The organism is Actinocorallia aurea (genome assembly GCF_054783995.1).
On sequence record NZ_BAAGPQ010000013.1, the window covers coordinates 75,196 to 94,755 of the forward strand.

The 19,560-nt window shown below is 72.7% G+C and carries 16 protein-coding genes; 11 read left to right on the forward strand and 5 right to left on the reverse strand.

Annotated elements, in window-relative coordinates; genetic code table 11:
- The first annotated feature begins 73 nt into the window (after positions 1-73).
- Positions 74-1,216 (forward strand): acyl-CoA dehydrogenase family protein, encoded by a 1,143-nt coding sequence (locus tag ACYVOM_RS17440; protein WP_460304444.1) that lies wholly within the window; start codon positions 74-76, stop codon positions 1,214-1,216.
- 2 nt (positions 1,217-1,218) lie between these two features.
- On the opposite strand, the gene ACYVOM_RS17445 is transcribed toward ACYVOM_RS17440, so the two are convergent.
- Entirely contained in the window at positions 1,219-1,806 is a 588-nt protein-coding gene (locus ACYVOM_RS17445) for a TetR family transcriptional regulator (RefSeq protein ID WP_460304445.1), read from the reverse strand.
- A 109-nt stretch (positions 1,807-1,915) separates the two neighbouring features.
- On the opposite strand from ACYVOM_RS17445, the gene ACYVOM_RS17450 reads away from it, so the two are divergent.
- The 7 genes from ACYVOM_RS17450 (at position 1,916) to ACYVOM_RS17480 (ending at position 11,392) form a co-directional block, all read left to right on the forward strand.
- Positions 1,916-3,133: a cytochrome P450 gene (locus ACYVOM_RS17450; protein ID WP_460304446.1), complete on the forward strand. Its 1,218-nt coding sequence runs from the start codon at positions 1,916-1,918 to the stop codon at positions 3,131-3,133.
- A gap of 46 nt (positions 3,134-3,179) precedes the next feature.
- Positions 3,180-4,616 (forward strand): hypothetical protein, encoded by a 1,437-nt coding sequence (locus ACYVOM_RS17455; protein WP_460304447.1) that lies wholly within the window; start codon positions 3,180-3,182, stop codon positions 4,614-4,616.
- 100 nt (positions 4,617-4,716) lie between these two features.
- A complete protein-coding gene (locus tag ACYVOM_RS17460) occupies positions 4,717-7,635 on the forward strand; it encodes an aminotransferase (protein ID WP_460304448.1) in 2,919 nt (972 codons plus the stop codon).
- A gap of 224 nt (positions 7,636-7,859) precedes the next feature.
- A complete protein-coding gene (locus ACYVOM_RS17465; RefSeq protein ID WP_460304449.1) occupies positions 7,860-8,642 on the forward strand; it encodes an ABC transporter ATP-binding protein in 783 nt (260 codons plus the stop codon).
- Positions 8,643-8,647: 5 nt separating this feature from the next.
- The gene (locus ACYVOM_RS17470; protein WP_460304450.1) at positions 8,648-9,511 is read left to right on the forward strand and encodes an ABC transporter permease; all 864 of its coding nucleotides are present in this window, start codon (positions 8,648-8,650) and stop codon (positions 9,509-9,511) included.
- Between the two features lie 67 nt (positions 9,512-9,578).
- The gene (locus ACYVOM_RS17475) at positions 9,579-10,574 is read left to right on the forward strand and encodes an isopenicillin N synthase family dioxygenase (protein ID WP_460304451.1); all 996 of its coding nucleotides are present in this window, start codon (positions 9,579-9,581) and stop codon (positions 10,572-10,574) included.
- A 152-nt stretch (positions 10,575-10,726) separates the two neighbouring features.
- On the forward strand, positions 10,727-11,392 hold the full coding sequence (locus tag ACYVOM_RS17480; RefSeq protein ID WP_460304452.1) for a GntR family transcriptional regulator: 666 nt from the start codon (positions 10,727-10,729) through the stop codon (positions 11,390-11,392).
- A 10-nt stretch (positions 11,393-11,402) separates the two neighbouring features.
- Here ACYVOM_RS17480 and ACYVOM_RS17485 read toward each other — a convergent pair whose 3' ends face one another.
- Positions 11,403-12,245, reverse strand: a complete 843-nt coding sequence (locus tag ACYVOM_RS17485) for an SAM-dependent methyltransferase (protein WP_460304453.1) — start codon at positions 12,243-12,245, stop codon at positions 11,403-11,405.
- 128 nt (positions 12,246-12,373) lie between these two features.
- On the reverse strand, positions 12,374-13,249 hold the full coding sequence (locus ACYVOM_RS17490) for a LysR family transcriptional regulator (protein WP_460304454.1): 876 nt from the start codon (positions 13,247-13,249) through the stop codon (positions 12,374-12,376).
- Between the two features lie 68 nt (positions 13,250-13,317).
- On the opposite strand from ACYVOM_RS17490, the gene ACYVOM_RS17495 reads away from it, so the two are divergent.
- Entirely contained in the window at positions 13,318-14,202 is an 885-nt protein-coding gene (locus tag ACYVOM_RS17495) for an EamA family transporter (RefSeq protein ID WP_460304455.1), read from the forward strand.
- Here ACYVOM_RS17495 and ACYVOM_RS17500 read toward each other — a convergent pair whose 3' ends face one another.
- A complete protein-coding gene (locus ACYVOM_RS17500; RefSeq protein ID WP_460304456.1) occupies positions 14,203-15,447 on the reverse strand; it encodes an FAD-binding oxidoreductase in 1,245 nt (414 codons plus the stop codon).
- Positions 15,448-15,471: 24 nt separating this feature from the next.
- Positions 15,472-16,500, reverse strand: a complete 1,029-nt coding sequence (locus ACYVOM_RS17505; RefSeq protein WP_460304457.1) for an isopenicillin N synthase family dioxygenase — start codon at positions 16,498-16,500, stop codon at positions 15,472-15,474.
- Between the two features lie 278 nt (positions 16,501-16,778).
- Between ACYVOM_RS17505 and ACYVOM_RS17510 the strand changes: the two genes are divergently transcribed.
- Both ACYVOM_RS17510 and ACYVOM_RS17515 read left to right on the forward strand, forming a co-directional pair.
- The gene (locus ACYVOM_RS17510) at positions 16,779-17,942 is read left to right on the forward strand and encodes a nitrate ABC transporter substrate-binding protein (protein WP_460304458.1); all 1,164 of its coding nucleotides are present in this window, start codon (positions 16,779-16,781) and stop codon (positions 17,940-17,942) included.
- Positions 17,939-19,258 carry an amidohydrolase family protein gene (locus tag ACYVOM_RS17515; RefSeq protein ID WP_460304459.1) on the forward strand — a complete coding sequence of 440 codons (1,320 nt, stop codon included), beginning with the start codon at positions 17,939-17,941 and terminating at the stop codon, positions 19,256-19,258. Before ACYVOM_RS17510 ends, ACYVOM_RS17515 begins: the two co-directional genes overlap by 4 nt.
- The last annotated feature ends 302 nt before the right edge of the window (positions 19,259-19,560 follow it).

A 19,560-nucleotide genomic window follows, 5' to 3' on the forward strand; every position in this document is an offset into this window, starting at 1 on the left:
CCGCCCATCAGTACCAGTTGGGGTTCCTTGGTACTCATAGTGGTACCGTCCGAGCATCGAAAGGAGCCGCCCGATGCCCGCCGAACGCCTGCTGCCCTCCCCCGAGGCCGAGGACCTGATCGGCCTCACCCGTGAGCTGTGCGCGAAGGAACTGCTGCCCCGCGTCGTCCAGGCCGAGCGCGACGAGGTCTTCCCCCGCGAGGTCTTCCGCACCCTCGGCCGCGCCGGGCTGCTCTCCCTGCCGTATCCCGAGGAGTTCGGAGGCGGCGCGCAGCCTTATGAGATCTACCTCCAGGTGCTGGAAGAGATCGGCGCCGCCTGGGCGAGCGTCGGCGTCGGCGTGAGCGTGCACGCCCTGTCCTGCTTCCCTCTGTTCGCGTATGGCACCGACGAGCAGCGCGCGCGCTGGCTACCGGAGATGCTGTCAGGTGAGCTGCTCGGCGCGTACTGCCTGTCGGAGGCGCACGCCGGATCCGACCCCGCCGCCATGCGCACGAGGGCCGTCCGCGACGGCGACTCCTACGTGCTGAGCGGCGCGAAGGCCTGGACGACCCACGGCGGCCACGCCGACTTCTACACCGTCATGGCCCGCACCAGCGACGACGGCGGGCGCGGCATCTCCTGCTTCCACGTCCCCGCGGGCGCCCCCGGCCTCGCGTTCGACAGGCCCGAGGAGAAGATGGGCCTCACCGGCTCGGCCACGGTCACCGTCCGGCTGGAGGACGTGCGGGTCCCCGCCGACCACCTCATCGGCGCCGAAGGCCAGGGCCTGGCGATCGCCCTGAACGCCCTGGACGCCGGGCGGCTCGGCATCGCCGCCGTCGCGACCGGCATCTCCCAGGCCGCGCTGGACCACGCCGTCGCCTACGCCAAGCAGCGCGAGGCGTTCGGCAAGGCCATCATCGACCACCAGGGCCTCGGCTTCCTCCTCGCCGACATGGCCGCCGCGACGGAGACGTCCCGGGCCGCCTACCTGTCGGCCGCCCGGTTCAAGGACGCGGGCCGCCCCTACGGCCGCCAGGCCTCGATCGCCAAGCTCACCGCGACGGACAACGCCATGAAGGTGACGACCGACGCCGTCCAGGTACTCGGCGGCGCGGGCTACACCCGGGACTTCCCCGTCGAGCGGTTCATGCGCGAGGCGAAGATCACCCAGATCTTCGAGGGCACCAACCAGATCCAGCGCCTGGTCATCTCCCGGCACCTGGCGCGCTGAGGCTAGAGCCCGAGACCGCGCAGCGCGATCCGGACGATCCCCGCGGCGGCGGCCTCGGCGTCGCCGCTCGGCTGGAGCAGATGGCTCACCATGAGCCGGATCAGGGCGTCGCACGTCTCGGTGACGTCGCCGGGGTCGAGGTGCGGGGCCAGCGTCAGGATGGGCGCGGCCAGCACCTCGGCGGCCTCGGCGACCAGCGCCCCGCCGTCGGTGGTGACGAACGGGAGCAGGCTGTCGTTGCCGGGCGGCTCGGCGAGGATCGCCACGAGCATCCGGTGCGACGAGCCGTGCTCGAACCCGAACCGGACCGCCGCCCCGATGAGGGCGGGGATGTCCCGGACATCGGCGGTCTGCGCGGTGAACCCGTCGATGAAGCGGGCCGTCTCGCGCAGCACCAGCGCGCGCCCGATCTCCTCCTTGTCGGCGAACTCCTTGTACAGGGTCTGCCTGCTCACCCCGACGGCCTGCGCGATCGCCGTCATCCGCACGGCCCCCCACCCGGCCCCGACGATGACGGCGTAGGCCGCGTCCATCGCGTCCTCGCGGAGCTGCCGGCGCACACGGAGCCGGAAATCGGCTGGTTCCTCCACGCCCGCACCCTAACAGCGAGACAGATATGCCGTCTCTGTTCGAGGTATTGACGGATTCTCGAAAAGTGTCACTCTCGTGGGGTACGCCGTCTTTCGACCGGGAGTCGCCATGACCGTCCAAGCCGTCAGCTCCGCGCCCGCCGAACAGCTCTTCTACGAGGCGATGCTCACCCCGTCCGACGCCGACGTCTACGGGGCCTACCGGCGGCTGCGCGAGGCCGCGCCCGCCCTGCTCACCGCCGACGGAACCCTGGTGCTGACCGGCTTCGACGGCTGCTCGGCCGCGCTGCGCCACCGCGCGCTGGGCAAGGGCGACGAGCTGCTCGGCATGCAGTTCAGCAATGTCGCGAGCGACGTGCGCGACCTCATCACCTCGACCATCGGGGCGAGCATGCTGTTCGCCAACCCGCCCGAGCACACCCGGCTGCGCCGCCTCGTCAGCGACCAGTTCACGCCCCGGCACGTCACCGAGCTGGCCGGGATCGTCACCCGGCGGACCGACGCGCTCCTCGACGGGCTCGCCGAGGAGGGGACCGCCGACTTCATCCGCTCCTTCGCCTTCGTGCTGCCCCTGGAGGTCATCGCCGATCTCCTGGGCGTGCCGCAGGAGGACCGCGCGGACTTCCTCCCGCTCATGCGCACCATGGCGCGGTTCACCGACCCCGAGGTCTCCCCCGAGGAGCTCGATGGGTTCGCCTCCTCCGGCCGGATCATGATCGGCTACTTCCTCGACCTGCTCGCCCGCAAGCGCCGCGAACCCGGCGAAGACCTGCTCACCCGCCTCGTCACGCACGACGGCCTCACCGAGGCCGAGATGGCCTCGACCGCGCTGCTGCTGTTCGGCGCGGGCTTCGAGACCACCACGAACCTCCTCGGCAGCGGCCTCGCCGCCCTCCTGGCCGACCCCGCCCTCCTCGCCTCCCTGCGCGCCGACCCCGACCTGATCCCCGGAGCCGTCGAGGAGTTCCTCCGCCACGAGCCGCCGATCCAGATCGACGCCAGGACCGTCCTGGAACCCGTCACCCTGCTCGGCGCCGACCTCCTGCCCGGCCAGACCGTCATCACGATCCTCGCCGCGGCCAACCACGACCCGTCGCACTTCCCCTCCCCTGAGGCCTACGACTTCACCCGCGCCCCCAACGACCACCTCTCCTTCGCCGCCGGCTCCCACTTCTGCCTCGGCGCCCACCTCACCCGCCTCGAAGCCCGCATCGCCTTCACCCGCCTCCTCACCCGCTTCCCCTCCCTCACCCCCGCCGCCACCCCCGTCCGCCGCACCGGCCTGGCCCTCCGCGGCTGGTCCTCCCTCCCCACCACCTTCAACTGACGCCCGGCGTTGACAGCCGCTCCGGATATACCGCAAGCTCCCCAAAGTGGAAATTGCTGATCTTTCGGAGACCGAGCGCCGGGTGTGGAAGGCCTTTCCCGCCGGACGCGTCGTGGATCTGCGCGGCGGCGCCGGGCCGGCGCGCACGGTCCGCGCGCAGGTGCTGAAGGCCCTGCTCCTCACCGAACCGGAACCGTCCGGGGAGGTCAGCGCGCTGCGGCTGGTCGGCGCCCGGATCACCGGCCGGCTCGACCTGAGCCACGCCGTGGTCCGCCACCCCGTCCGACTCGCCCAGTGCCACTTCGAGCAGGCGCTCTGCCTCTACGGCGCGGATGTTCGGCAGTTCAACCTGCGCGAGTCGGTGATGCCCGAACTCGACGCCGCGACGGTACAGGTCGGCGGAGTGCTCCGGCTGTCCGGGTGCCGGATCCTCCGAGTGCGGCTCGGCGGAGCACGGCTCGCGGGCGCCGTCTTCCTCGACGGCGCCCGCATCGGAGTCGAGCGCGAGACGTGGGGAGCGCGCGTGCTCCAACTCGACCACGCCTCCGTCGGCGGCTCGGTGATCGCGACCGATGCGGAGATCCACGGCGAGACCCGGCTCACCGGCCTGGTCGTCGCCGGAACCGTCCATCTGTCCCGGTCGAGGCTGTGCGATCCGGGTGGGACCGCGCTGAACGCCGAAACCGTCACCGTGGGTTCACGACTGTCAGCGGGCGGAATGCAGGCGGAGGGCATGACCGACCTCCGCGGGCTTCGGGGGGCCGTGCTCGTGGACCTGCGGGGCGCCGCACTGCGCCATCCCGAGGGCACCTGCCTGCGGGCCAGCAGCTGGACGGTCGAGGAATTGCTGCTCGACGAGGAGACGTCGATCACGGGCGAACTCGTCCTGCGCCGATCGCGGATCGGGGTGATCCACGCGCCGCCGGAGGTGTGGCCCGACGTCGTCCGGCTCGACGGCCTCTCCTACACCGCGCTGAACCCGCGCTCGGCCGTGGCGGCATGGCTCGGCGTGCTCGGCCGGGACGCCGACGGCCAGGTGCCGTCGTCCTACGAGCAGCTGAGCGCCGCGTACGCGCGGGCGGGGGACGACGTGGCCGCCCGGACGGTGCGGCTCGCCAGGGAACGGCGGCGGCGCTCGTCCCTCGTCTGGTACGCCCGGATGTGGGGGCACCTTCAGGACGCGACGGTCGGCTACGGCTATCGCCCGGCGCGGGCCGCGATCTGGCTGGCCGCCCTGCTGGCGATCGGCACCACCGTCTACGGCCTGCGCCATCCGGCTCCGCTGAAGCCCGGCGAGGCGCCGGAGTTCAGCCCGTTCTTCTACACCCTCGACCTTCTCCTCCCCGTGGTCGGCCTAGGCCAGGAGGCCGCGTTCCGGCCGGTGTCGGGCTACCAGACCCTCGCCCACCTGCTGATACTCGCCGGGTGGGTCCTCGCCACCACCATCGTGGCCGCCCTCACCCGCACCCTCACCCGCACCTGAGGGTCCAGTCCGCGGGGGCCGGTCCTCCGGAGTGCAACGATCTCGGGCGACAGAATATGGTCCGGGTGGAATGCGGGCTTGTGGAGCTTTGGGAGAAGTCATGGGTGGTTCGGTGGGGTTCGACTTCTTCCGGGACGAGATCGGGGCGGCGCCCGTCATCGGGGAGGGCGAGGCCGCGGAGATCGCGGGGCGGGTGTTCGGGGTCGCGGGGCGGGCCCGGGCGATCGGGAGCCAGCAGGACACGAACTTCTTCCTCGACGGGCAGGGCTGGACGCTCGGCGTGCTCAAGTTCGCGCATCCGGTGTTCACGGGGGACGAGGTCGCGGCGCAGGATGCCGCGGCCGACGCGCTCGCGGAGGCCGTGCCCGGGCTGAGGATCGCGACGGTGCTGCGGGGGGCGGGCGGAGAGAGGCTGGCCGCTCGGGTGGAGACCTCGGGCGGGCCCCGGGTGGCGCGCCTTCTGCGGTTCCTCCCGGGTGGGAGCCTTACGGGGTCGGCGTACCTGCCGCCTCGGACGGTCGCGGCGCTCGGAAGGGTGTCGGGGCTGGCAAGCGCCGCGTTGCGGGACTTCACGCATCCGGGCCTCGACCGGGTGCTCCAGTGGGATCCCCGACACGCGGGAAGGGTGCTGCCCGCGCTGGCCGACCGGGTGCCGTCTTCGCCGCGCACGGACGCCGCGCTGGCCGCCGCCGAAGAGGCCTGGGCAAGGCTGACGATCCTGGGCGACGACCTGCCCTTGCAGGCGGTCCACCTCGACATCACCGACGACAACACCGTGTGCGACGCGGCGGGGCTGCCCGACGGGATCATCGACTTCGGCGACCTCACCCTGAGCTGGGGCGTCGCGGAGCTCGCCTCGACCGTCGCCTCGGTGCTGCACCACGCCTCGGCCGAGCCGCACGGCGTGCTCCCGGCGGTCCGGGCCTTCCACGCCGCGCGCCCGCTGTCGGCGGCCGAGGCGCGGGCGCTGTGGCCGCTGGTGGTGCTGCGCGGCGCGATCCTCGTGTTGAGCGGGGCGTGGCAGGCGGTCATCGACTCCGACAACGCCTACGCGATGGACGCGATCGACGACGACTTCCGGATCTTCGAACGGGCCGTGTCGGTGCCCTCGGAGGTCATGGCCGGGCTCGTGCGCGGCTCACTCGGCCTCGCCGACCCGCGCACCACGTCCGTGACCGTCCCCGCGGCGGTGCCGATGCTGGCCGGCCCGTTCGTCCGGCTCGACCTCTCCCCCGACGCCGACGCGCTCGACGAGGGCGCGTGGCTGCGCCCCGGCGCCGAGGAGGAGCTGGCCGCTCAAGCGCTCGCGGCGCACGGGACGGCGGCGGGCGTCGCCACCGACTACGCGCGGCCACGGCTGACCGCAGCGCGCGTGCTGTCGGAGTCCTCCGCCGCGACCGTCCCGACGGGCGTCGACGTGTGGCCGGGGTGTGACACCGAGGCCCGCGCGCCCTTCGCGGGACGCCTCTCCCACACGGAACGCGGGTTCGTCCTCAGCGACGGCATCGCCGAACTCGCCGTCACGTGTGCGGACGGCGTGCGGGTCGCCGAAGAGGGCGACGTGAAGGCCGGAGACGTGCTCATGGCGGTGCGCGTGGGCGCCCGGCTGCACGCGACGGTGCGCGAGGCGGGCGCTCCCGAGCCGCCGAGGATGGTTCGCCCGGAGTACGCGCAAGGATGGCTCTCCCTCACCGCCGACCCTTCACCCCTGTTCGGGCTCGCCCCCTCCGCCGCCGACGACGGCCCCTCCCTCCTGGCGCGCAGGCGGGCGGCCCTGGCCGGCGTCCAGGAGCACTACTACGACGAGCCGCCCAGGATCGAGCGCGGCTGGCGGCACCACCTCGTCGCCGACGACGGCCGCGTCTACCTCGACATGGTGAACAACGTGGCCGTCGCCGGGCACGCCCATCCCCGGATCGAACGGGCGGCCTCCCGGCAGCTCCGGCGGCTGAACACGAACTCCCGGTTCCACTACGCGTCCGTCGTGGAGTACGCCGAGCGCCTCGCCGGACTGCTGCCCGAGCCCCTGGACACCGTGTTCCTGGTCAACTCCGGGTCCGAGGCCGCCGACCTGGCTCTGCGGCTCGCCTTCGCCGCGACGGGACGGCACGACGTCGTCGCCGTCAAGGAGGCCTACCACGGCTGGACGTACGCTTCCGACGCCGTCTCGACGTCCACCGCCGACAACCCCGACGCCCTGGCCACCCGCCCGCCCTGGGTGCACACGGTCGACGCGCCCAACCCCTACCGGGGCCGGCACCGCGACGGCGAGGCGTACAGGTACGGCCCCGAGGCGGCGGCCTTCATCGACGCCCTGGCCGCCGAAGGCCGTGCGCCCGCGGCGTTCGTGGCCGAGCCGTTCTACGGCAACGCCGGGGGCGTCCCCCTTCCGGACGGATACCTCGCCGAGGTGTACGCAGCCGTCAGACGGCACGGCGGCCTCGCCATCGCCGACGAGGTCCAGGTCGGGTACGGGAGGCTGGGCGCCTGGTTCTGGGGGTTCGAGCAGCAGGGCGTGGTGCCCGACGTCGTCACGGTGGCCAAGGCCGCGGGCAACGGCCACCCCCTCGGCGCGGTCGTCACCTCCCGGGAGGTGGCCGAGCGGTACCGCACCCAGGGCTACTTCTTCTCTTCGACCGGCGGGAGCCCCGTCTCCAGCGTCATCGGCACGGCCGTCCTGGACGTCATCGCCGACGAGCGCCTCCAAGAGAACGCGGCAAGGGTGGGCGGCCTCCTCATCCAGGGCATGCGGGACCTCGCCGAGCGGCACGCGGCCATCGGCGCCGTCCACGGCTCGGGCCTCTACCTGGGGCTCGAACTCGTCGCCGACCGCGCCGCCCGCGAGCCCGCGACCCGCCTGACCGCCGCGCTCTGCGACCACCTGCGCGACCTCGGCGTCATCATGCAGCCGACCGGCGACCACCTGAACATCCTCAAGATCAAGCCGCCGCTGTGCCTCGACGCCGACGGCGCCGCGTTCTTCCTCACCGTCCTCGACCGCGCCCTCGCCACCACCTGACCCAGGATTACATTCAATCTCCGGGCAAAGAACCCGCTTCCCACACACTTGGCGAACGCGGCCCAAGCCTGGAACACGGCGACATTTCCCATGACTTCCCAGCTCAAAGTCGCGGATAGCACCACGAAACACGATGTTTACGGCAGGGACCTTTTCGCGATCTACATGTAATCCACACTGAGGTCCACCGAGTCCGGGAGACATACCGGAAGGAGCTGGATGCGGTGAGGTCACTGATCGACACGATGCACGGCGTGGACGCCGCACATCTGCTGCACGGGCGGCAGATCTCGGTGGACCGCGTGAGCATGCGGTACGCCACGGGGACCACCGCGCTGGAGGACGTCAGCCTGAGCGTCGGACGCGGCGAGTTCGTCGCCATCGTCGGGCCCTCTGGCTGCGGCAAATCGACGCTGCTGCGCCTCGCGGCAGGCCTGGAGCAGCCGACCGAGGGCTCGGTCGCGCTGGCCACCGAGTCCGTCGCCTTCATCTTCCAGGACCCGACGCTGCTGCCGTGGCGCAGCGTCCGCAAGAACGTCGAGCTGCTCACCCAGCTCGCCAAGATGCCCAAGGACGAGCGCGCCAGGCGGGTGGACGCGGCGGTCGACGCCGTCGGGCTCACCGGGTTCGCCAAGCAGCTCCCCAAGGCGCTGTCCGGCGGCATGCGGATGCGCGTCTCCCTGGCCCGCGCGCTCGCGTTGGAGCCCGAGGTGATGCTGCTCGACGAGCCGTTCGGCGCGCTCGACGAGATGACCCGCGACGAGATGCAGAACCAGCTCCTCGACCTGCACCGCAGGGAGGAGTTCACCGCGATGCTCGTCACCCACTCGGTGTCCGAGGCGGTCTACCTCGCCGACCGCGTCGTCGTCATGTCGGCGCGTCCCGGCCGGATCAGCGGCGTCGTCGAGGTGGGCCTGCCCCGCGACCGCGACGGCGCCATCAGGTTCGACCAGCGGTTCACCGATCGCGTCGCCGAGGTCTCGGCGCTGCTGCACGGGAAGGGATGAGCGGCATGGCGAGCACCACCACCGCCCCCAAGATCACCGCGACGGCCGCCGTCAAGGCCGCGCCCTCCCCCGCCAAGAGCGCGCGCAAGGGCGTCCTGCGCCGCGCGCTGGTGCCGGTCCTGTCCGTGCTGATGGGCTTCGCCGGCTGGTACGCCGTCAGCTACCTGCTGCTCGCGCCGGACCGCAGGTTCCTGCTGCCGCCGCCGCACGAGGTGCTGACCGAGTCGCTGCTGGACCCCGACCGGCTCCAGCCGATGCTGGAGGCCCTGGCCGTCACCGCCCGGCACACCGCGATGGGCCTGGCCGCCTCGACCGTCATCGGCGTGGTCGTCGGCATCATCATGAGCCGCTCCCGGGTCGCCGAGCAGGTCGTCTTCCCTTACGCGGTGATGCTCCAGGTGATCCCCGTGCTGGCGCTCGTGCCGCTCATCGGCATCTGGTTCGGCTACAGCTCGTTCTCCCGGACCGTCGTCTGCACGATCATCTCGCTGTTCCCGATCATCACCAACACCCACTTCGGGATGCGGTCGATCGACCGGAGCCTGCACGAGATGTTCACCCTCGGCCGCGCCTCCGGCCCGCGCCGGCTGCTCAGCCTCGAACTGCCCGCCGCGCTCCCGTCGATCCTGACGGGCCTGCGCATCGCGTCCGGCCAGGCCGTCGTCGGCGCGATCATCGGCGACATGTTCTTCGCTCAGGGCGAGCCCGGCATCGGCACGCTCCTGGCCTCCTTCCAGGCGCAGCTGCGCTCCGACGACATGGTCGCGGCGATCTTCCTCGCCTCCCTCTTCGGCGTCGCCGTCTTCGGGCTGTTCGCAGCCGTCACGCGGCTCGCCGTCGGGCGGTGGCACACCTCGGGCTCCCGCTGACGCGCGGGCCCGCAACCAGCACACCGAGCACGAAACATCGGGCACATCGAGCACGAAAGCAGGAGCATTGACCACCGACTACTCGCTCGCCGAACTCAGCAAGGAAGCCCGGATGGGCGGGATGGGCGTGGAGACGACCGACCGGGCCATCCCGGTCATCGATCTCACCGACTTCGAGGCCCGCAAGGCCGAGATCACCGATCAGCTCTGGCGGGCCGCGACCGAGATCGGCTTCTTCCAGCTCACCGGCCACGGCATCGAGCCCGAGCTGATCGACCGGGCGTTCGCCGAGGCCGAGCGGTTCTTCGCGCTGCCCGAGGAGGTCAAGGCCGAGATCCCGCTGGTGAAGGCGTTCAACGCGGGCTGGGAGTCGCAGACGCAGGTGCGGCCGTCGATCGGCACGCCCGACCGCAAGGAGTCCTACCAGATGACCCGGCCGCACATGGCCGAGCTCTGGCCGCGCGAGGAGGCCCTGCCGGGCTTCCGGGAGTTCGCCCTGTCCTTCGAGGCGCGCTGCTGGGAGGTGGCGATGCGGGTGCTGTCCTGCTTCGCCGACCGCCTCGGCTTCGACACCGACTTCTTCGCCGGCGCGCACGATCCGGCGAGCGAGCAGTACGCCTCGACGCTCCGCATGATCCACTACTTCGCGCTGCCCGAGGACTACCGCCCCGACCCGCGCGTGTGGCGGGCCGGCGCGCACACCGACTTCGACTGCCTGACCCTGCTCTTCCAGCGCGACGGCCAGGGCGGCCTCCAGGTCTGCCCCGGCCGCGACGCCGAGGCCGAGGAGTGGACCCCGGTGCCCCCGTCCTCGGACGCGATCACCTGCAACATCGGCGACATGCTCATGCGCTGGAGCGACGACCGGCTCGTCTCCAACTTCCACCGGGTGCGCATGCCCGTCGAGGGCGAGTACTCCGGGCCGCGCTACAGCATCCCGTTCTTCGCCCAGGCGAACCGCGACGTCGTCATCGAGGGGCCCGAGCGCAAGTACGAGGCGATCACCGCGGCCGAGTACCTGAGGCGGCGCGTCTCGGCGAACTACGATGAGCGCAAGGCCTGAGGGACTGCCGGGCGGCCGGTCTCCGGCCGCCCCGCGCGCCCTCCCGGCGCGGCCCCGGTCCTCCCGCGGCCGGGCCGCCCCCGTCCCCCACCGGGAGCCGGACGCCGCAGCCCCCGCGCGGCCCGGATCCGGACGACGCTCCGGAGGTAGAGATGGTCGGTAGCGACAGCGGCGAACTCCTCGTCGACACCGTCTACGGCAGGCTGGCCGAGCGGATCTTCTCCGGCGAACTGCCGCCGGGCGCCCCCCTGAGCGTCCCCGCGCTCGCGGTGGAGCTGAACGTCAGCCGCAGCCCCGTCCGCGAGTCGGTCCAGCGGCTCATCTACGACGGGATCGCGGTGCACACCCCGTACGCGGGGGCGAAGGTCGCGGCGATCGACGAGGAGTCCATCTTCGACGTGATGCGGGTCAGGGAGGTGCTGGACGGCCTCGCCGCGCAAGAGGCCACCGTCAAGATCGACGAGCCCGGCCTGCTCGTGCTCGCCGAGATCGTCGAACGGCAGGCCAAGCTGCTGGAGCGCGACCCGGACCCGGCCGCCGAGGCGGCGCTCGACCTGGAGTTCCACACCGCGATCCGGGCGGCCTCCGGCAACGCCGCGCTGCGCGACGCGCTGCACCGCCTCGACGCCCGCGCGCACCTGTACCGCTCGGGCATGTGGTCGGTCCAGCGCAACCGCGAGCGCGCCCTCGCCGAGCACCGCGCGATCCTCGCCGCGCTGGACGCGGGCGACGCCGTCGCCGCCCAGTGCACGGCGGCCGCGCACGTCGCTGCCCTCACCGTCCGGATGAAGCGCTGGCTGGCGGCCTCCCGGACCTGAGCCGCCCCGGTCACGGGACGGGTGCGGCCACCACGGCGAAGTGCGGAGCCGCCGGATCGTAGGGCGATCCGGCGACGTCGCCCAGGACCTCGGCGTCGGCGAGGCCCGCGGCGTGCAGTTCGGCGCGGACGGTCGCCGGGGTGAAGTACTGGACCCAGTTCCAGAACGTCCTGGTCCGGCGGGCTTCGTAGATGTCGTACCGGTCCAGCGAGAGAAAGGCGTGCTCGTACCGGAAGGTGGTATGGAACCCGAAATAGGGCTCCGGCGACCAGAAGCCGTCCATGAGGGAGGGCGCGTAGCGGGTCTGCTCGCGGACCTCGGCGAAGCCCGCGGGGCCGTCCACGTCGAAGACGAACGCGCCGCCTTCGGCGAGGTGCGCGGCGACGGTCCGCAAAGCGCGGTGCCTGTCGTGCGGGGAGAGCGCCCCGAGGTCCCGCATGATCATGATGATGAGGTCGAACCGCTCGCCGGACCGCCAGGTCAGGTAGTCCTCCTGGAGGTACCGGGCGGACAGCCCTTCGCGGCGTGCCTCGGCCGCCGCGTACAGCACCGAGCGCAGCGAGATGTCGATCCCCGTGACCGCCGCGCCGGAGCGCGCGAGGGCGTTCCCGTACAGGCCGGGGCCGCACCCGAAGTCAGCCACCCGGACGCCGGGGCCGAGTCCGAACCGGGCGGTGAGCCAGTCCGTCGAGCGCTGCCGGAAGGCCGACCGGTAGGACGAGAGGTCCACGTCGGGATCGAGGTGGGCGGCGAGCATCCGCTCCGAGAGGTGCGGGTCGGTCCACAGCTCGGCGGTGGTGGTCCGGGCGAAGGGCTCGGGGCGGGTGGTGAGCGCGGTGAGCTCGGCGAACAAGGCGTTCTCCTCAGGCGAAACCGGCCCCGCGGCGGGCGGGGCGTCCAGGGCGGAGGCGGAGGCCGCGGCGGGGGTTCAGCGGAGGGAGTGCATGATCCAAGGGTAAGGCCTCAGGACCGCCGCGCAGGTCAGGCCGTGTAGAGCTCGGTGGCGAGCGCGACCGCGGCGTGCGCCGCCGGGTGCGGGTCGTGGCGGCGCCAGATCAGGTGGACGGGCACGGGCGGCGCGTCGCGCAGCGGCCGGTACACGATCCCCTCGCGGCGGTACTGCACGGCCGTCGACTGCGGGGTGACGCCGACGCGCCGGCCCGTCGCGATCGCGGCGAGCCAGTCGTCGATGTCGGTGATGTACTCCACCCGCGGGCGGGACTCCTCGGGCCACAGGTCGAGGGTCGTGGAGCCGGTGCGGCGGTCCAGGACGAGGGTGCGGTCGATGAGTTCGGCGAGGCGGATCGAGCGGCGGCGCGCCCACGGGTCGTCGGCCGCCAGCGCGACCGTGCGGCCCTCGTGGCCGACCACCGCGTGCGACCACGGGCGCAGGTCGACGCGGGCGCGGATCACCGCAAGGTCGCACAGGCCCTCGGCGAGGCCGCCCGTGGGCGTGTTGTGCCGGATCAGGTGGAGGTCCACGTCGGGGTACCGGTCGGCCCAGCGGCGCTGGAACTCCGCGGTGTGCCGCCCGAACGCCGCCCACGCGTGCCCGACGAGCAGCCTCCGGTGCCCGGTGGCGGCCTCCCGGATCAGCTCGTCGGCGCCGCTCAGCAGCGCCCGGGCGCGGGCGAGGACCTGCACCCCTGCCGTCGTCGGGCTGACCGTCCGGCTCGTGCGGTGCAGCAGCCGCACCCCCAGCAGCGCCTCCAGCGCCAGCAGCGCGCGCGACACCGACGCCTGGGAGACGCCCAGGTCGGCGGCGGCGTCGGTGAAGCTCCCGGCGTCGACGACCGCGACGAGGCAGCGCAGATGCCGCAGCTCCAGCCGGGGATCGCCCGCGAGGTGCTCATCCATGCGTCCATCGTATAAGTGGGGCGTTCGATGCATTTTGCGCATGGATGGTCGTGCCGCACAGTACCGGTATGAGATCTGACGAAGGCGGCGCGTCGGCGAGCGGGATCGCGCTGATGGTGGGCGGCGCGCTCTCCAACCAGGTGGGCGCCTCGGTGGCGTCGCTGGCCTTCCCGGTCCTGGGGCCGGCCGGCGTCGTCGCGGTGCGCCAGTGGGTGGCGGCGGCGGTCCTGATGGCCGCGGGCCGGCCCCGGCTGCGCGCCTTCACCGCGGCCCAGTGGCGGCCCGTCCTCGGCCTCGCGGCCACCTTCGCGCTGATGAACCTCGGCCTGTACACCGCGATCGACCGGATCGGCCTCGGCCTCGCCGTCACCCTGGAGTTCCTCGGGCCGCTGGCCGTCGCGCTCGCCGGGACCCGCCGCCGGATCGACCTCTTCTGCGCGCTGGCCGCCTCCGTCGCCGTCCTGGAGCTGACCCGGCCGCGCCCGTCCACCGACTACTTCGGCATCGGCATGGGCCTGCTGGCCGCGGTGTGCTGGGCCTGCTACATCATGCTCAACCGGACCGTCGGGCAGAGGCTGCCCGGCGTACAGGGCTCCGGAGCGGCGGCGCTCGTCTCCGGGCTCGCCTACGTGCCCGTCGGCGCGATCATCCTGTGGCAGCACCCTCCGACGGCCGCCGCCCTGCTGTGCGCGCTCACCGCGGGCGTCCTGTCCTCGGCCGTCCCGTTCCTCGCCGACTTCCTCGCCCTGCGCACCGTCCCGCCACGCTTCTTCGGCGTCTTCATGAGCGTCCACCCCGTCTTCGCCGCGCTCATCGGACTGCTGGTCCTCGACGAGCACCTCGATCCGCGCTCCTGGACCGCGATCGCCGTCATCGTCGGCGTCAACGCGCTGTCGGTCGCCACGGTCCGGCCCGCGCCGCGTCCCGCGATCACACCTGCCGAACCCGCGTGATCACGCGTGCGGGCCGGTGAGCAGGCGGTGCGGGTCGGTGCGGCGGCGCAGGACGGTGCGGGCCGGGGGTTCGGCGGGGACGCCGGCCACCAGGGAGATCCCGAAGGAGTCGCAGACCGTGCGGACCTCGTCCAGGGACGCCGCCGCCGCGACCGGCGGGAAGCCCAGGCAGCGCACCCCTCCCGCCGGCGTCCGCTGGAGCTCCAGGTGGCGCAGATAGGCCCCCGGGGGACGGCCCGCCGACGACCTGACCTGCGCGAGGAACCTTTCGCGCCCCTCGGCCGGGTACTCCGCGCGCACCCATGACGGCTGCTCCGCCCGGTGGCTGTAGGGCAGCAGCGCCTCGTCGTCCGGCCAGGACATGAGGAGGCCGCCGTGCCGGGCGGCCAGCGCGGACAGCTCCGGGACGGCCGCCGAGTCGATCCGGACGAGCGCGACGGGGCCGTCCGGGCAGAGGTCGGAGGCCGCGATCGGCAGCGACGCCGAAGGCTCCCCGTGCAAGGAGACCATGCGTGCGCCGAGTCCGCTCTCGACCAGGTCCCAGCCGAACCGGCAGCACGCGTCATAGGTGGCGAACACCCCGCAGAACGCCGTGTACTCCCGCGCCGGGACGAGCCGCAGCTCGATCCGGGTGAGGACCCCCGACGTCCCGCGGGCCCCGAGGACCGCGCCGACCTCGGCCCCTTCGAGCCGGATCAGCCGCGGCTCCTCCTCCACGCTGAGCAGCTCGGCCGCGAGCACGTTCCCGTCGCCCAGCTCCCCGTGCGAAGCCGACCCGAGCCCGTCCGCGCCGCCGCTCACGAACCCCGAGACCGTCGCGACCCGCCGCGTGCCGGGCAGCACGGCGAGCTCCTGGCCCGTCATCCGCGCCGCCTCCTCGGCGGTCCGCAGCAGCGTCCCCGGCAGCACCGCGATCCTCCCGCGCCCCACTTCGGCCACCCCGGCCACCCCCCGCCCGTCCACCGCGACCCCCGCACCGCCCGACAGTTCCGACGGGACGTGCGGGCCCGCGCCCAGGCCGTGCAGGGCGAGCGGGAGGCGGTGCCGGGCCGCGAGCGAGGCGATCGCGACGAGGTCGGAGACGGAGCGGGGGCGGGCCACCGCCTCGAAGGCGTCCGTACGGGACATGCCCGGAGCGGACGCCCTGAGGTAGCGGGCCACCGCGTCCGCGCCGGAGACGACGCGGTCCGCGCCGAGGAGGTCTTCCAACGCGCGGACGTGCTCCGGAAGCAGGATGCGGGTCATGAGCGGGGTCCTTGGAAGGCTCGTCTAGCGCGCGGCGCGGACCCGGTCGGCCTCGCGCAGGTCCTGGGCCGCCAGCGCGCCGCCCTTCAGGCCGGCGACCTTCATGGCGATGTTCTCCGCGACGGTGATCGGCGGGTACCCGGGCGAGCCGGTGTCCGCGCAGCCGGGCAGCGCCTCGATGACGGCGTCGTGGTCGCCGTCGAAGAAGAACGCGGCCGAGCGGCGGCGCACGATCGCGCCGTCCACGACGGGCGGGTCGACCCGGTGCACGGTCGACATCCAGCGGTCGTTGGTCCACCGGGCCATCGCGTCGCCGAGGTTCACCAGGAACGCGCCTTCGGCGGGCTGCACGTCGTGCCAGACGCCGCCGGAGTCCAGGACCTGAAGGCCGGGCACCCGGTCGGCCCACAGGACGGTGAGGATGCCGAAGTCGGTGTGCGCGCCCATCCCCAGCACCTCCCCGGCGACCTCGCCTTCGGGGAGCGCGTAGTTGTTCATCTTCAGGGCGTCGATCGAGTGGCCCGTCATCGGTCCGAAGTACCCCTGCGGAAGGCCGAGCGCGTCGGTGAAGATCCGCAGGAGGACCCGGGACAGGTCGGTGACCTGCGCGAAGTAGGCCTCGACGGCCGGGCGGAAGTCCGGCGCGGCGTCCGGCCAGGTGTTGCCGGCGTAGCTCGCCTCGGGCAGGTCGCGCCCGGGATACCAGGACCGCTCACTGCCCACGGTGAAGGACTCGTAGAAGTCGTTCATGGCGGTCTCGATGCCGAGGCTGCGGCTCAGGGACTCCGACTTCGGCGGCGAGTAGCCCCGGTTCTCCCCTGGGCGCCGGTAGGCCTTCTTGGCGTCCAGCGGGAGGCCGAAGAACGCGTCGAGGGCGGCGGCGAGGCCGTCGGTCGCCTCCGCGGGGACGCCGTGGCCGGTGATCTGGAGGAAGCCGACCTCCCGGCAGGCCCGGTCGAGCTCGGCGGCGACGCGGGCGCAGGCGGGGTCGTTTCCGGCGTGCGCGCCGGGGGCCAGGTACGGGCTGATGTCGAGGACGGGCACCGCGAACATGGGCGGCCCTTTCTGCTCAGGTTCGGTCCGGCGGTACGGCGGGCGCCCGGTCCGGCGAAATGCGGGTTACATGCAATCCCCATTTCCAGGCGCCAGCCTGCGCCCCATTTATGTCGCCCACGTAACACGAAGTTACGATCACTCGCATTTGGCAGGGATCTTCCTCTCGAAACCACATTTAACGACGCCGACACAAACGCATGTTTACATGCAATCCACTCCCAGACATCAGCCCCAGGGAAACCTTCCGATGGGGCCGGCCAGAGAGCGAGCGGCACATGATGAAGAGGTTCACGGCGATGCTGGCGGCCGGCGCGGTCGGCGCGCTGGCGCTGACCGCCTGCGGCGCGGACGAGGCCACCGACGCCGCCCCCGCGGCGGCCCTGGAGGCCGCCCCCGAGGCGCAGAACCTCAGCCAGGCCTGCCCCGCGAAGGTGGTCGTCCAGCTCCAGTGGCAGCCGCAGTCCGACATGGGCGCCATGTTCGGCCTGCTCGGCCCTGACGCGAAGGTCGACACCGAGAAGAAGTCGGTCACCGGCTCGCTCGTCGCCCAGGGCAAGGACACCGGCGTCGACCTGGAACTGCGCGCCGGGGGACCCGCGATCGGCTTCCAGTCCGTGCCGTCCCAGATGTACGTAGACGACGACATCACCCTCGGCCTCGTCCACGGCGACCAGCTCGTCGCCGCCTCCGCCGAGCAGCGCGTCGTCGGCGTCACCCCGCTGCTGTCGCACAGCCCCGCGATCCTCATGTGGGACCCGGCGACCTTCCCCGACTGGAAGACGATCGGCGACATCGGCAAGACCGACGCGGCCGTCGTCGTCTCCAAGGGCCAGTACTACCCGGCCTGGCTCGTCGCCCAGGGCCTGCTGAAGAAGTCGCAGATCGACGAGAGCTACGACGGCTCGCCCGCGCGCTTCGCCGGCCGCCCCGACATCGCCCTCCAGGGCTACGCCAACTCCGAGCCCTACACCTTCCAGGAGCAGACGCCCGCCTGGAACAAGCCCGTCTCCTACCAGCTCCTCAAGGACGTCGGCTACGACACCTACGCCGCGAACGTCTCCGTGCGCGCCGACAAGCTCACGGAGCTGTCCCCCTGCCTGGAGAAGCTCGTCCCGATCATCCAGCAGAGCGGCGTCGACTACATCACCTCGCCCGAAGCGGTCAACAAGGTGATCACCGACATGGTCGCCGAGGTCATCTCGTTCAACCCCTACAGCGAGGGCGAGGCCGCCTACAGCGCCAAGCTCCTCAAGGACGAGGGCCTGCTCGCCAACGAGGCCGACGGCTCCCTCGGCACCTACGACGAGGGCCGCGTCAACGACCAGGTCGAGATGCTCACCCCCGTGCTGAAGGGCGCGGGCGTCGAGGTGCCCGCGGACCTGAAGCCCGCGGACTTCTTCACCGACCAGTTCACCGACCACGAGATCGGCGTGAAGTGACCGACCCGACCACCCCGGGCGCCGTCGTCGACGCCACCGTCTACACCGGCGGCGCCTGGGTCCCCCACCAGGACGTCCTGTTCGACGGCGGAGCCGTCACCGCGATCCGCGACCACGTGCCCGGAACGTCCGGGATCGGCGGGGCCGGCGCGCACGTGATCCCCGGATTCGTCAACACCCACACCCACCTCCAGCAGACGCTCATGCGGGGTGTGGGCGAAGGACTGCCTCTGCTGACGTGGCTGCTGTCGGTGGCCGAGGACACCGTCGCGCTCACCCCTGAGCAGGCCTACCTCGCCGCCGCGTCGGGGGCGCTGGAAGCGCTGCGCAGCGGGACGACGACCCTCGTCGAGCACATGTGGCCGTCACCTTCCGAGGAACTGCACGACGCCGTCATGCGGGCCCTTGAGGACGTCGGCGTCCGAGTCGTGTTCGGAAGGGGCGTCACCGACCGGGTCGACGCGACCCGCAAGTGGGGATCGGACCCACGGCTCGTCCAACCGCTGGAGGAGGCCCTCGCGCACACCGATGCGCTCGCGGCCCGCGCGGCCAAGGGCGATGGGCGGATCACCATGGCGCTCGCCGTGCCGAACCCCCGCTGCCTGACGCCCGAAGGCATGGCCCGCGTCCGGGAGTTCGCCGAGGCCCGGGACATGACCGTCTCGATCCACCTGCTGGAGACCACCACCGACGACGACATGTGCCGCACCCACACCGGGCTCGGAGCCGTCGACTTCCTCGAAGCCTCGGGCTTCCTGTGGGACAGGCTCCTCGCCGTGCACTGCGTCGAACTCTCCCCCGAAGGAATGGCGAGGCTCGCCGCGCGCGGCGTCGCGGTGTCCTACAACCCGGTGAGCAACATGCGGCTCGGCAGCGGGGTCGCCCCCGTCCCCGCGATGCTCGCGGCGGGCCTCGGCGTCGGCCTCGGCGTCGACGGGGCGGCCAGCAACGACACCCAGGACATGCTGGAATCGCTGCGGATGGGCTCCTACGTGCAGCGCGCCTTCCACCGGCGGGCCGACCTGCTGCCCGCGCCGGAGATGATGGACATCGCGTTCTCCGGAGCCAACCGGGTCCTGGGCCTCCCCGCGTCGTCCGGCGGCGTCACCGTCGGCGCCCCCGCGGACCTCACCCTTCTGCGGTTCGCGCGGGACTTCGCCGTCCTGCCCGTCCGGGACCCGTCCGCGTCCCTGCTCACCACGGCGACGCCCCGCCTGGTCGACACCGTCATCGTGGGCGGCACGCCCGTCATCGCCGACGGCCGCAGCACCCGCCTCGACGAGGCCGACCTCACCGCCCGCCTCCTCACCCTTTGACCACCCCGGGCCGCCCCACCCCGGGCGGCCCGACCAGAGCGGCCCAACCGAGGCGGCCCCCATGGGCAGCCCAGCCAAGACGGCCAGCCAAGACGGTCGGCATGGACGGCCCAGCCGGGACGGCCCAACACGGCGCAGCCCGGCCAGAACGGCCCGACCGACGCGGTCGCGTGGGCGGCCAGCCGGGGCGGCCCAACACGGGGCAGCCCGGCCGGGACGGCCCAACTGACGCGGTCGCATGGGCGGTCCGGCCGGGCGGCCCGTCGCCGCCGCTCGCACCGGGAATGTCGGCACCTGCGTGT

Coding starts and splice junctions, on each gene's coding strand:
- ACYVOM_RS17440 (WP_460304444.1), top strand. CDS start 74: ATGCCCGCCGAACGCCTGCTGCCCTCCCCCGAGGCCGAGGACCTGATC.
- ACYVOM_RS17450 (WP_460304446.1), top strand. CDS start 1,916: ATGACCGTCCAAGCCGTCAGCTCCGCGCCCGCCGAACAGCTCTTCTAC.
- ACYVOM_RS17460 (WP_460304448.1), top strand. CDS start 4,717: ATGGGTGGTTCGGTGGGGTTCGACTTCTTCCGGGACGAGATCGGGGCG.
- ACYVOM_RS17470 (WP_460304450.1), top strand. CDS start 8,648: ATGGCGAGCACCACCACCGCCCCCAAGATCACCGCGACGGCCGCCGTC.
- ACYVOM_RS17480 (WP_460304452.1), top strand. CDS start 10,727: ATGGTCGGTAGCGACAGCGGCGAACTCCTCGTCGACACCGTCTACGGC.
- ACYVOM_RS17490 (WP_460304454.1), bottom strand. CDS start 13,249: ATGGATGAGCACCTCGCGGGCGATCCCCGGCTGGAGCTGCGGCATCTG.
- ACYVOM_RS17495 (WP_460304455.1), top strand. CDS start 13,318: ATGAGATCTGACGAAGGCGGCGCGTCGGCGAGCGGGATCGCGCTGATG.
- ACYVOM_RS17500 (WP_460304456.1), bottom strand. CDS start 15,447: ATGACCCGCATCCTGCTTCCGGAGCACGTCCGCGCGTTGGAAGACCTC.
- ACYVOM_RS17505 (WP_460304457.1), bottom strand. CDS start 16,500: ATGTTCGCGGTGCCCGTCCTCGACATCAGCCCGTACCTGGCCCCCGGC.
- ACYVOM_RS17510 (WP_460304458.1), top strand. CDS start 16,779: ATGATGAAGAGGTTCACGGCGATGCTGGCGGCCGGCGCGGTCGGCGCG.